This window comes from Halarcobacter anaerophilus, from assembly GCF_006459125.1.
GTDB classification, from domain to species: Bacteria; Campylobacterota; Campylobacteria; order Campylobacterales; family Arcobacteraceae; genus Halarcobacter; species Halarcobacter anaerophilus.
On sequence record NZ_CP041070.1, the window covers coordinates 409,688 to 422,110 of the forward strand.

Annotated in this window: 13 protein-coding genes; 7 read left to right on the forward strand and 6 right to left on the reverse strand. The window is 31.0% G+C overall.

The annotated features are described in order from the left end of the window. Nucleotides 1–240: 240 nt before the first annotated feature. The 6 genes from AANAER_RS02065 to plsY all read right to left on the reverse strand — a co-directional run bounded on the left by AANAER_RS02065 (nucleotide 241) and on the right by plsY (nucleotide 5,831). On the reverse strand, nucleotides 241–1,455 hold the full coding sequence (locus AANAER_RS02065) for a porin (protein WP_129082707.1): 1,215 nt from the start codon (nucleotides 1,453–1,455) through the stop codon (nucleotides 241–243). A 91-nt stretch (nucleotides 1,456–1,546) separates the two neighbouring features. Further along, nucleotides 1,547–2,641, reverse strand: a complete 1,095-nt coding sequence (gene prfB, locus AANAER_RS02070; RefSeq protein ID WP_129082708.1) for a peptide chain release factor 2 — start codon at nucleotides 2,639–2,641, stop codon at nucleotides 1,547–1,549. A gap of 3 nt (nucleotides 2,642–2,644) precedes the next feature. Beyond that, the gene (locus tag AANAER_RS02075) at nucleotides 2,645–3,301 is read right to left on the reverse strand and encodes a c-type cytochrome (protein ID WP_129082709.1); all 657 of its coding nucleotides are present in this window, start codon (nucleotides 3,299–3,301) and stop codon (nucleotides 2,645–2,647) included. Nucleotides 3,302–3,424: 123 nt separating this feature from the next. Beyond that, nucleotides 3,425–4,675 (reverse strand): major outer membrane protein, encoded by a 1,251-nt coding sequence (locus tag AANAER_RS02080; protein WP_129082710.1) that lies wholly within the window; start codon nucleotides 4,673–4,675, stop codon nucleotides 3,425–3,427. Nucleotides 4,676–4,865: 190 nt separating this feature from the next. Beyond that, nucleotides 4,866–5,180, reverse strand: coding sequence for a dihydroneopterin aldolase (locus AANAER_RS02085; protein ID WP_129082711.1), 315 nt, complete (start codon nucleotides 5,178–5,180; stop codon nucleotides 4,866–4,868). Between the two features lie 27 nt (nucleotides 5,181–5,207). Then, a complete protein-coding gene (gene plsY / locus AANAER_RS02090; RefSeq protein WP_129082712.1) occupies nucleotides 5,208–5,831 on the reverse strand; it encodes a glycerol-3-phosphate 1-O-acyltransferase PlsY in 624 nt (207 codons plus the stop codon). A gap of 119 nt (nucleotides 5,832–5,950) precedes the next feature. On the opposite strand from plsY, the gene nadA reads away from it, so the two are divergent. From nadA to thrB, 7 genes are read left to right on the forward strand one after another with little or no spacing between them, the layout of a single operon-like run. Continuing rightward, nucleotides 5,951–6,940 carry a quinolinate synthase NadA gene (gene nadA, locus AANAER_RS02095; RefSeq protein ID WP_129082713.1) on the forward strand — a complete coding sequence of 330 codons (990 nt, stop codon included), beginning with the start codon at nucleotides 5,951–5,953 and terminating at the stop codon, nucleotides 6,938–6,940. Further along, a complete protein-coding gene (nadC, locus tag AANAER_RS02100; RefSeq protein WP_129082714.1) occupies nucleotides 6,937–7,758 on the forward strand; it encodes a carboxylating nicotinate-nucleotide diphosphorylase in 822 nt (273 codons plus the stop codon). Before nadA ends, nadC begins: the two co-directional genes overlap by 4 nt. A 38-nt stretch (nucleotides 7,759–7,796) precedes the next feature. Further along, nucleotides 7,797–8,786: a DHH family phosphoesterase gene (locus AANAER_RS02105; RefSeq protein ID WP_129082715.1), complete on the forward strand. Its 990-nt coding sequence runs from the start codon at nucleotides 7,797–7,799 to the stop codon at nucleotides 8,784–8,786. Beyond that, nucleotides 8,767–10,143: a M23 family metallopeptidase gene (locus tag AANAER_RS02110; RefSeq protein ID WP_129082716.1), complete on the forward strand. Its 1,377-nt coding sequence runs from the start codon at nucleotides 8,767–8,769 to the stop codon at nucleotides 10,141–10,143. The genes AANAER_RS02105 and AANAER_RS02110 overlap by 20 nt, the downstream gene beginning before the upstream one ends. Then, nucleotides 10,140–11,045, forward strand: coding sequence for a UDP-3-O-acyl-N-acetylglucosamine deacetylase (lpxC, locus tag AANAER_RS02115; protein WP_129082717.1), 906 nt, complete (start codon nucleotides 10,140–10,142; stop codon nucleotides 11,043–11,045). The genes AANAER_RS02110 and lpxC overlap by 4 nt, the downstream gene beginning before the upstream one ends. A gap of 3 nt (nucleotides 11,046–11,048) precedes the next feature. Next, entirely contained in the window at nucleotides 11,049–11,501 is a 453-nt protein-coding gene (locus AANAER_RS02120; protein WP_129082718.1) for a hypothetical protein, read from the forward strand. Between the two features lie 11 nt (nucleotides 11,502–11,512). Next, nucleotides 11,513–12,394 (forward strand): homoserine kinase, encoded by an 882-nt coding sequence (gene thrB, locus AANAER_RS02125; protein ID WP_129082719.1) that lies wholly within the window; start codon nucleotides 11,513–11,515, stop codon nucleotides 12,392–12,394. Nucleotides 12,395–12,423: the final 29 nt, after the last annotated feature.

Sequence of the window (12,423 nt, forward strand, 5' to 3'; positions counted from 1 at the left end):
AACTATAAAGAAAATTTTCTATTTCTGATATAATTTCTTTGTTCTACTAAATTTTATAAATTTAATGAATAGACTTTTTTCAAGTTTATTCTTAAATTTATAAGCTGCTAAATTATAATCCAAAATAAAAGTAATAATGTTAATAAATTTTAAATAAAATTAAAAAAGTTAAAAATTTGTGCATAAAAAAAGGTTAGAGAAGATTCTCTAACCTTTTAAATTTAAGTTTTAAGACTTAAATTAGAAAGAGTATTGTACGTGAACTCTTCCCATAGTCCCATCTTCGTCAGAGTCATCAACATCTAAATCACCAAATTGTACATATGTAGTAAAGTTTTTACTCATTGCATAAGAAACTTTTGCATAAACTTCGCTTACATCATCACCGTCGTCACTGCTATCATAATCAGCTTCTGAATAGTATAAACCAACGTTGATTTTATCAGTTACATCAGCAGCAACATGTGCATATATGTATTCCGTATCAGGAGTACCGTCGGCAGTTACTCTCCAGTGGTAGTCCATATTTGTAGCAGAACCTGAATCAATATATACTAAACCACCGTCTGAACCGGCTTCACCGTAAGCTGCAAACGCAGAGAAGATACCCATATTTGCACTTAATCCAAGTTGCCATAACTCTTGGTCATCATCTGTTCCAAGGTATTTTTCAACAGTTCCATCCGGAGATAAAGAAGTATATCTTGCAAATGGAGCTAATGTTACAGCACCAAGATCCCAAGAACCGTTTAAACCAACTGTATATGAATCAAATTTGTCATCTAAATCAGAATAAAAAGCATCTAAATTGATTCCCATAAATGAAGCCATTAAACCAAGTACATAAATATCTTCTGAACCGTCTATACCGGTATCTAACTTTCTATCTTCATCATATGTATATTTATTACCTGTTTCTGCAGAGTTAAAGTTAGTTTGGTTAAAATATGCACCAACTAAAGTTACAGGTCCGGCAGTATAAGCTGCAACGGCACCGGTACCGGTTTGTTCATCACCCATAGAATCTCTAGCTACAGTCCATGGAGTATCAACAGCTTGTTTACCGACAGTTAACGATAAATTTTTTACACCTGTATATGTAAAGTTAACTTCTGATAAATTTGCATTTAGGTTATCATCACTATCATTTGAAGTTCCTAAAATTGCCTCTCCGTTACTATCGTCATCTGCACCAATGATAAATCTCATATTTGCAGTTATATCATCGTTAACTTTTGATTTAAGGTTTACGGCAATTTTATAGTTATTTGTTGCACTATCACTTCTTTCGTCAGATTTTTTACCCTTTGCCTGATCTTCATAATCATTATATCTGTATGCTACCGTACCGGATACATCAACATTTTTAATAGCTTCTGCCAACGGTTGAGCAGATGCAGTTGTTCCGGCAAGTGCCAGAGCAGCAATTAAGCTCATTTTTGTAAATTTAGTCATTTTGTTCCTTTTGTGTTAAAGTAGAAATAATTATACATAAATAATTTTAAATGATTATTAACATAATTGTAAAAAAAATATACATTTTTGTTTATTTTGATTGGGAAATTAGTACATCTTCTATAATTTTTGTAATATCACCGTCTAAAATAGCCTCAACGTTTGAATATCCTATATTACTTCTTGTATCTTTTACTTGTTGATAAGGTTGCAATACATATGATCTAATTTGGTGTCCCCAACCTATTTCACTTTTTTCCACGCCGTCTGCTTTGGCTTTTTGTTTATCAAGTTCAAATTCATAAAGTCTCGATTTAAGCATTTTCATAGCACTGGCTTTATTTTTATGTTGAGATCTGTCGTTTTGGCACTGTACGACTATACCTGTCGGAATATGAGTGATTCTAATAGCTGATTCTGTTTTATTTACATGTTGTCCGCCTGCACCGCTTGATCTATAAGTATCTATTCTTATATCTTTATCTTCAATTTCTATATCTATATTATCATCAACCTCAGGACTTACCATAACCGAAGCAAAAGAGGTATGTCTTTTTGCATTTGAATCAAAAGGTGAGATTCTAACAAGTCTGTGAATACCGTTTTCAGCTTTTAAATATCCATAAGCATTTTCACCTTTTATTATAAAAGAGACATCTTTTAGACCAGCTTCTTCTCCATCTTGATAGTCTAATACTTCAACTTTAAAATTTGATCTCTCTGCCCATCTTAAATACATTCTATAAAGAATTGAAGCCCAGTCTTGAGATTCCGTTCCTCCTGCTCCGGGATGTATAGAGACTATTGCATTTGAAGAATCATCGGGATTGCTAAGCATTACGGAAATCTCGGTACCTCTTATAAGTGCTTCAAGATCTGCTGCTTCATCATAAAGCATTTCTATAGTTTCCTCGTCATTGTCTTCCAAAGCCATTTCATAAAGTTCATTTGTACCGTTTAGAGCATCATTGGCTTTATCATATTTTGAGAGTTTAGATAAAATTCTGTTTTTTTCAATTCCGATTTTTGTAGCATTTTTTATATCATTCCAAAAATCGGGATCGGCTTCTTGTTTTTCTATCTCTTTTAATCTTGAGTTAAGTCGTTCAGGTTTTAATATATTTTTTATATTTTCAAGTTTTTTATTTAAAAGTTTTAAAAGTTCTGAATATTCATAGGCATCCATTTGTTATTTAGATTCCTCTGTTTTTTCTTGTTTCTCTTTTTTTTCATCTTTTAAAGCTTGAATATATGAATATACATTTTTTATATCACCGCTATCCATAATATTTGCATAAGGAATCATTCTAAAGGCTTGACCTCTGTCATATTCACCTAACATATAATCTCTAAGCGTAGTTTGAAACTCTTCCAAGTCCAAAGCTATTAAAGCTCTTGATGTACCGTATTCTTCATCTGCTTTTTCTCCATGGCAACTTTGACATTTATCAATATAGAGTTTTTTACCGCTTCTTGACATTCTTTGTCTAGCTTGTTCTTTTTTTACCTCTATTTCAACTTTTTTTCTCTCTTCAAGTCTTTGTAAAATTCTTTGTTCTAGTTTTTCTTCACTTATAGAAGAAGCTTGTTGGTGCATATCTTTTTTGAAAATATAGATATAGTTTGTACCTGAGTTAGTTTTTTGAATATTAATATCATCTATACTCCACCCCTCTTTTTTCATATCTTGAACACTCTTAGTAGAACCACATGCTCCACCGTCTAAAGGCGTAGTCTCTATTGTAGCCATTGATTTATGATTTTCTTTAAAACACATTGTAGTTTGGGCAAAAGCTATAGATAAAGTAGCAATTGATGATAAAGTCACAGTTGTAAGTAGTCTCATTCTTATCCTTTAAAAAAATTAAGGATATTCTATCATAAATTAGTTAAATAAAATTTGAGTAAAAAAAAAGCCGGAAGTAAAACTCCCGGCTTTGAATTTAGTTTAGTAGTTTAAACTTTTAGATTAGAAAGTATATTGGATTTGAAGTCTTCCGATAGTAGTATCTCTATCTTTACCGTCATCAATATTTTCTTTTTCCATTTCACCGAATCTAATATATCCACCGAAATTTTTAGACATTTTATATGTTGCTTGTAAATAATACTCTGTATCAGTAAAATCACCGCCGTCTCTAATATCCTTATCATCTACCTCTAATTGGTTATAGTTTAATGAGATATTTAATGAATCTAGAACTTGTGCATCTACAGAACTTTTTAAGAATGTTGCATCAGCATAACCGTTTGCTGTTAAATTCCATCCATGTAGATTTGTTTTAGAAGAGTCATTATCTAAAGCAACAAGTCCACCGTCTTCATCAGTCCAAGCATAAGCAACTTTTGCTCCAAAGATACCAATATTGATTCCTGCATAAACTTTTGCTAAAGAGTTGTCATTATCAAGAGCTGTTAGTGCATCTGTAATTTCATCATCTAAATCTAAGTAAGTATATCTTGCCCCAAGATTTAATTTAACTGCATCAATATTGAATTTGGCATCTGCTCCAACCGTATATGTATCAAATACCTCATCCATATCTAAATACCAAGCATCTAAAGCTACAGGTCCGATACTACCTAAAAGACCGATTGTAACAATATCTTCAGCACCGTCAATTACATCTTTTACATCTACATCTTCATAACCATTACCATTTATTTTTGCATCATTTAGATCTAAATTTGTTTGGTTAAAATATGCAGCTGCAACAGTCACAGGTCCAAGATTCGAAAGTGCTAAAATACCTGTACCGGTTTGTTCTTGACCATCTATATCGATTGCAACAGTCCAAGGAGTAGTTAAACCTTGTTTACCGACATTAACTGTAGTATTTTTAATCCCTGTATATGAGAAATAAACTTGAGATAGTTTTACATCAACATTCTCATCACTATGATCTCCATCTCCTCCACTTGAATGGTTTAATGAAGCAAAATCACCTGAGCTTGTGTCGCTACCTATTATAAATCTAGTAATAGCAGTAACATCATCATTTACTTTTGCTTTCGCTGTTAAACCGATTTTATATTTATTGTTATCTTTCTCATCTACTCCGTCTTTATAGTTTTTATCAGATGAATAATCATCGTATCTATAAACAACAGAACCGGATACGTCAACGTTTTTGATAGCTTCAGTTAATGGTTGAGCAGAAGCAGTAGTACCAGCTACTGCAAGAGCAGCTACTAAACTCATTTTTGCGAATTTTTTCATTTGTTCTCCTAAATTTTACAAATTTGTAAGTCAGTTAACCGGACGCGCGAATAATCTAGGCTTTCTAGATATTTTTCCGGATGACCGCTGCATAATTTTACATAAGTAAATTTTAAAGTATTCTTAAATAGATATTAAATGTAACCAAGTTGTAAACTTTTTAAAGAAAAATTTAAAATATATGAGTTGATTATTTTTTTATTGAGACTATGCAGTTGTTTAAAATATTCGGTTTTGTGATCTTAATTTTCAGCTTTTTTATAGGGTAACTTTTCTTTAAAAAGTTTTTTATAAAAAGTATTGCCTCTTCTATAAGTTGAAACTTCTGCTCTTTCATTATATTCTCAATATCCAAGGCAATTTTTGAGTAGTCTATAAAAGATGAAAAATCTTCGTATTTATATTTAAAAGAGACATTAATTAGAACTTTTTGTTCTTTATTCCTTTCAAAATCCAAGATTCCTATTATACAATAAAAAGTAAGATTATTTATTGAAATTTTCATTTATAAAACTGTTTAAGAAAAAAGTTTTTAAATAACTCTTTTCTCTTCTCCTTTTATTAGTCTTATAATATTAGGTAAATGTTTATAATATACGATAAAAGCTATTATATACATAGGAGCATTGCTTCCTACATTTAATCCGTTATTTAGTATAAGTGCGGCAATTATAACAGCCGTAAGTCCTAAAAGTGAAGATAAAGAAGAGATTTTTAAAACTTTTCCGAAAACAAACCAGACGAGAGCACCTATTAAAGTAGGAATAGGAATTAATACTAAAAATACTCCAAGTCCCGTAGCAACACCTTTACCACCTTCTAAACTAAGAAAAACAGAATAACAGTGACCCAAAACGGCTAATACTGCAATTCCCCAAAGAGTTGCATCACCGGCACCTGCTGCCATTGCTATTAATAAAACTATTGTTCCTTTTAAAGCATCTAAAATAACAGTTGCAATGCTAAGTTTTTTTGCTAAAGAGGGGTTAGTCTGTTTTACTACTCTTAAAACATTGGTTGCTCCTATTGAACCGCTTCCTTGCTCTTTTATATTAACTTTGGCAAAAATCTTTGCTAAAAGGAGTCCAAAAGGGATTGAACCTGCTAAATAGGCAAGAAGATAGAATAAAATGTTAAAGTTAAAAAGAAAATCCATATAAACCCTTAAAATTTTTATATTTAAATTTAGTAAAGTGGATTATAACTAAAAATTTGTTATATTCACATTTAATTAAAATATGATGACTTAATGAATTTTTAACTTAAGGTACAAAATTGAACTTTAAAGAAGAGATAAATAGATTAAAAAAAGAGTTAGATGTTACACTTGTAGCACACTTTTATCAAAGAGATGAAGTTTTTGAATTAGCCGATATTACGGGAGACTCTTTAGAATTAGCCAAAAAAGCAAAAGAGACAAACTCAAAATATATAGTTTTTTGCGGTGTCGGATTTATGGGCGAGAGCGTAAAAGTTTTAAGTCCCGAAAAGACTGTTCTAATGCCGAAAATAGCCTGTTGTGCAATGGCTAGAATGATTGATGAGGGATATTATGAACAAAATCTTAAAATAATCAACGAAGCAGGAATTCCAAACGAAAATATTTTACCCATAACTTATATAAATTCGAGTGCGGCAGTAAAAGCAAAAGTAGGTGAAATGGGCGGTATGGTTTGTACTTCTTCAAATGCTTATAAAATTATTGAAAAAGGTTTGGAATCAGGCAAGAAAATATTTTTTGTTCCGGATAGATGTTTAGGGCAAAATTTTGCAAAACAGATGAACCTTAAATCTTCGGTTGTAGGTGATGGAACAAATTTAAAAGAAGCAGATATTATCTGTTATAACGGTTTTTGTTCGGTTCATCAGCTTTTTACGCCAGATGATGTAGAATTTTACAGAGAAAAATATCCGGATATTTTAGTTGCGGTTCATCCGGAGTGTGACCCGAGTGTTTGTGATGCTGCTGATTTTGTAGGTTCGACTTCTCAATTAATAAACTATATAAAAGAGTTACCGATAGAGCAAAAAGTTGTAGTTGGAACAGAGTTTAATATGGTAAACAGATTAAGAGATAAAAATACATATATCTTAAGTTCTACAAAACCTGAGTGTCCTACTATGAATGAAACAACATTGGAAGACGTATATAAAACATTAAAATCAATTGAAGATAATAATATAAATGAAGAGACCTTGATTAAAGTTGATGATAATGTTATCAAATGGGCAAAAGTTGCCCTTAAAAGGATGTTAGAGATATGATAAATACTAAAAAATTTGTAAAAAATGCTATTATTGAGGATAACGGTAGAGGAGATCTTTTTTACGATGTAGCTCCAAAAGGAAAATTCAAAGCAAAAGTTATATCTAAAGATGACGGAGTTTTAGCCGGTGAAACCTATGCGAAAGCTTTGGCAAAAACCGAAAAATTTGATTGTAAGTTTTTAAAGCATGACGGGGAAAAAGTAAAAAAAGGTGATGTAATAGCAGTTCTTGAAGGCAAAGCTTCAATTTTACTTTCAAGTGAAAGAACTTTTTTAAATATGCTTCAACATGCAAGCGGTATAGCAACTATGGCAAATAAATTCGCTTCTAAAATAGAAGATTTAGATGTAGCTTTGCTTGATACTAGAAAAACAAGACCTCAATTAAGAGATTTTGAAAAATATGCAAGTAGAGTAGGCGGAGCAATTAATCATAGACTTGGGCTTGATGATTGTTTAATGTTAAAAGATACTCATTTAAGAACAATAAAAGATTTAAAAGCTTTTATAAAAAATGCAAGAAAAAGAATTTCTTGGGTTACGAAAATTGAGATTGAGTGTGAGACTTTTAATCAGGTAAAAGAGGCAATGAAAGCAGGTGCCGATATTATAATGTGCGATAATATGAGTTTTGAACAGATAAAAGAGGTTGTTGAGTATAGAAACAAAGTCTATCCTTATATTCTTTTGGAAGCTTCGGGAAATATTACTTTGGATACAGTAAGAGATTATGCTCTTACAGGTGTAGATGCTATTAGCAGCGGAAGTATTATCCATCAGGCTACATGGTTGGATTTTTCAATGAAGTTTGATTAATTTACAATTTGTTAATAAAACTTAGGCATACTTAAAAGATGAAAAAAGACTTTATTTTAAACAATAAAATTAATATGACTAATTTTTCAAAAGCTTTACAGCTTATTGAAAAGAGTAGATATATTTTGGTAATAACTCATGTAAATCCGGATGCAGACTCTATCTCATCTGCTCTGGCTTTGTCAAATCTGTTTCATGAGAACAAAATAAAACACAAAGTTTTTAATATAAGTTCTGATTTGCCCAGAAATTTAGATTTTATAAATAGATTTGATAAAATTACGGATCAATTGCCTAAATTTTTTGATTTGGTAATATCTTGCGATTGTTCTTCGAAAAAAAGATTCGGGTTTGAAGTAGATGAATCAATCAAATTGATTAATTTTGATCATCATGCCTCAAATGATAATTTCGGAGATATAAATTTAGTTGATCCTATGAAGAGTTCAACAGCAGAAATAATATATGATTTTTTTAGATTTAACGGTCTTTATATAACAAAAAACAGTGCAACTGCACTTTATGTTGGGATATATGATGATTCTTTGGCTTTTTCTTTAAACAGATGTGATGAATTGACTTTTGAAAAAGTAAATCATTTAGTTGAATTTGGAGCAAGTCCTTCTGAAATAGCAAATAAGATAAAAAGAAGAGATTCTTTAGCTAAATATAGAATTATTCCAAAAATTTTGGAGAGTATGGAGCTTTATGATGAAGGTAAAGTTGCAACTATTTATGCAAAAGATGAGTGGTTTAAACAAACAGGAGCCCACAATAGGGATTGTGAAGAGGCTTTAAATATGGTAATGAGAATACAAATAGTCAAAGTAGCACTGTTTGTAAGAGTAGTAAACGGTGTAAGTAGAATTAGCCTGCGTTCAAAAGATAAAATCAATGTTTCTAAAATAGCTGCTAACTTCGGCGGCGGAGGGCATATTAACGCTGCAGGTTTTTCTATTGATTCTACGGATATTCAAAGTGTAAGAAAAAAAGTTTTAAAGGAAATACTTGAGACGACAAAAGAGTAATTTAGTAAATATTGTTTTAGGATTAGTTTTTATTCTAATAATAGGCGGTGCAGCATTTGTATATTTTTCACCTCTTTTTGAAAAAGAACCGGCAAAAATCGTATTAAAAAGTACGGGATATTGGAATTTAAAAGATGATTTAACGGTTGAACTTTCCGATAAAAGCGGGATAAGGTCGTACAAAGTTTACTATAAAACTAATAATAATGTTGAAGAGATTGCCCAAAATAATATTTCTGCAAAACAAGATAAAGTAATTTTTAATATAAAACCTATATCTTTGACTCCGAATATAAAAAAAGTTACAATTGCCGTTGAAGCATATGATAACTCATTTTGGAACTTTTTTAAAGGTAATGCCACATATAAAGAGTTTACTTTGGATATTGATAGAAAAAGACCCCTAGCAAGAGTTCTTGCAAACTCATATAATATTAGAAGAGGCGGTAGTGCTGCAGTTGTCGTTGAAGTAAAAGATGAAAACTTAAAAGATAAGTATATAACTTTTAACAATGATTACAGATTTGAACTTATTCCTTATATTAAAGAGGGATTTTATATGGCAATTGTAGCTTGGCCTATAGATATAAAGTTTGATCAGTTTAGCAGAGTAAATCTTATAGCTGTTGATGAAGCTAATAATAAAACTATAACAAAAATACCTTTTTATATAAAAGATTTAAAAATAAAAAATGATAATTTAAATATTTCAGACGGTTTCGTATCTCAAGTATCTATTCCGGTTTTAGAAAAAAGCGGTTATGATATACCTGAAAAAACCGTTGATATCTTTATTAAAGAAAATGAAGATTTAAGAGCAAATAACGTAAAGACAATTAGAGAAGAGTCGGTAAAAAATATGTCAAAAGAGTTGGTCTCTAATTTTAGGATTAAACCTTTTAGAAGATTAAGCGGTTCTAAAACGGTTGCCGGATTTGCAGAACGAAGATCATATTTTTATGAGGGAGAAAAAATTGATGAAGCCTGGCATTTGGGAGTTGACTGGGCAAGTATCAAACATGCGGATATAAAAGTATCAAATAAAGGGAAAGTAGTTTTTAGCAACTATTTGGGAATTTACGGTAATAGTTTGATTATTGATCATGGGTTTGGTTTACAAACTTTATATGCTCATACAAGTCAATTTAATGTTGCAAAAAATGAAGAAGTAAAAGCAGGACAGGTTATTGCAAATACGGGAAGTACAGGAGCTGTATTTGGAGATCATTTACATTTTGGTTTATTAGTTCAAGGTATAGAAGTAAATCCTTTAGAGTGGATGGATAAGAATTGGATAAAAACCAGAGTATCAAATATTTTAGATGAAGCAAAACAAGAGATAAGAAGTAGCAAATGAGACAAAGAACAATAGAAAAAAGTGTTGAAATAGTAGGAATCGGACTGCATAAAGGAGTTCCCGTAAAAATGAGGCTAGAACCTCTTGAGGCAGATATGGGAATAGTCTTTTACAGAGTTGATGCAGGAGTTTCAATTCCTCTTAAAATAGAAAATGTAGTTGATACGCAAATGGCAACGGTTATAGGAAAAGACGGAGTTGTTATTTCGACTGTAGAACATATTTTATCAGCTATTTATGCTTACGGAATTGATAATTTAAGAATTGTTTTAGATAATGATGAGGTTCCCGTTCTTGACGGAAGTTCTTCAGGATATTGTATGCTGATTGATGAAGCCGGGATAAAAGAGTTAGAGAAATCAAAAAAAGCAATAAAAATTAAAAAAGATGTTGAAATAACAACCGAAGACGGTAAAAAAGTAGCTTTAAAACCTTCAAACCATATAATATATGATTTTTCAATAGATTTTGAGCACCCTGTAATAGGACATCAAGAGTTTAATTTTGATTACTCTATTGAAGAGTATAAAGAGAATATCAGTAGAGCAAGAACCTTTGGATTTTTACATGAAGTACAATACCTTAGAAGTAAAGGTTTAGCACAAGGTGCTTCAATGGAAAATGCTATTGTTTTAGATCATTCAAAAGTATTGAATCCTGACGGATTAAGATATGATGACGAGTTTGTAAGACATAAAATTCTTGATGCAATCGGCGATATGGCTCTATTGGGTTATACTCTTGTTGGAGAATATAATGCTCATAAAGGAAGCCATCATTTAAATCACTTATTAACAAAAAAACTTTATGAAGATGAAGCAAATTATGAAATTATTGATTTAGAAGAGGCGCAAGACGAGGCAGAAGTATTTGAACTTGCATACTCAAGGGTTGAAGCATAATATATGACGGAAGTTTTAGTTATTAGTATTTCAAAGCCCCTTTTAGTTGGAGTTTACAAAGATAAAAAACTAATTAAAGTTTTTGAAAATGACGGGATGACTTCTGATGTGTTGCCTTTGATTTTTGAAGAGATATTAAAAGAGTTTAAATTAGATAATATATATTACGTAAATACACCGGGGTCATATATGGCTATTAAAGTTGCATATGTTTTTTTAAAAACTCTATGTATAACACAAAATATAAGTTTAAGAGCTTGCAGCGGTTTTGAGTTTAATGAAAATTCTCCTATTAAAGCTTTGGGTAAAAAGTATTTTATAAATAGCAAAAACGGTGTTAAAGTTGATTTTTTAGAAAATAACAGTAGAATGTCAGCTTTTAAATTGCCAGATGTTTTGAAAGATATTAATTTTAGTACTCAAACACTGCCAATTTACAATTTACCAGCAGTTTAAAAGGAAAAAGTTTGAAAATATGCGTGCCTGCTACAAGTGCTAATTTGGGACCTGGTTTTGATACTTTGGGATTAGCGATATCTTTGTATAATCAAGTTATTATAAAACCGTCAAAATTTCATAGCGTTTCTTTAAAAGGAGAGGGTGCAAACAATCCTATTCTTAAAGATAATAATATGTTTATTGCTATATTTAATGATTTTTATCATAACTTATCAAACAAAAAAAGACACTTTAGATTTGAATTTACCAATGATATTCCTTTATCAAGAGGACTTGGAAGTTCTTCTGCGGTTATAGTTTCTGCAATTGCCAGTGCATATGCAATAGAAGGGATTAAAATAGATAAAAATAAACTTTTGAATTTGGCATTAGCTTATGAAAGTCATCCTGATAATATAACTCCTGCTGTAATGGGTGGCTTTAATGTTGCAGCTGTAAAAGACAATGAAGTTAAATATATTAAAAAAAATATGCCAAAATCTTTAAAAGCAGTTGTAGTTATTCCAAATAGACCGATTTCTACACAGTTGGCAAGAAAAGCATTACCTTACAAATATTCAAAAGAGGATGTTACATTTAATATTTCTCACTCATCACTGCTTACGGCAGCTTTTATGAGTGAAGATTGGAAAATGTTAAGAATAGCTTCTCAAGACCAAGTACATCAAAAATATAGAATGAAACAGATGCCGGAACTTTTTGATGTTCAAAAAACGGCTCTTAAAAGCGGTGCACTTATGAGTACACTCTCAGGTTCCGGCTCAACACTTTTTTCAATGGCATTTAATGATGATGCAAGTAGAATTGAAAAAGAACTTAAAAAAAGATTCCCCCATTTTAAAGTTTTAACAAGAGACTTTAATAACAGCGGCGTAACAATAGAGTATTAAAAAAACATTAAATTTAAGTAAATTTAGGT

Bases quoted from the DNA above. Each gene is read 5' to 3' on its own strand.
- nadC (WP_129082714.1), top strand. From the start codon at position 6,937: ATGATAAATACTAAAAAATTTGTAAAAAATGCTATTATTGAGGATAAC.
- AANAER_RS02065 (WP_129082707.1), bottom strand. From the start codon at position 1,455: ATGACTAAATTTACAAAAATGAGCTTAATTGCTGCTCTGGCACTTGCC.
- AANAER_RS02085 (WP_129082711.1), bottom strand. From the start codon at position 5,180: ATGAAAATTTCAATAAATAATCTTACTTTTTATTGTATAATAGGAATC.
- AANAER_RS02080 (WP_129082710.1), bottom strand. From the start codon at position 4,675: ATGAAAAAATTCGCAAAAATGAGTTTAGTAGCTGCTCTTGCAGTAGCT.
- AANAER_RS02105 (WP_129082715.1), top strand. From the start codon at position 7,797: ATGAAAAAAGACTTTATTTTAAACAATAAAATTAATATGACTAATTTT.
- lpxC (WP_129082717.1), top strand. From the start codon at position 10,140: ATGAGACAAAGAACAATAGAAAAAAGTGTTGAAATAGTAGGAATCGGA.
- AANAER_RS02120 (WP_129082718.1), top strand. From the start codon at position 11,049: ATGACGGAAGTTTTAGTTATTAGTATTTCAAAGCCCCTTTTAGTTGGA.
- AANAER_RS02075 (WP_129082709.1), bottom strand. From the start codon at position 3,301: ATGAGACTACTTACAACTGTGACTTTATCATCAATTGCTACTTTATCT.
- plsY (WP_129082712.1), bottom strand. From the start codon at position 5,831: ATGGATTTTCTTTTTAACTTTAACATTTTATTCTATCTTCTTGCCTAT.
- prfB (WP_129082708.1), bottom strand. From the start codon at position 2,641: ATGGATGCCTATGAATATTCAGAACTTTTAAAACTTTTAAATAAAAAA.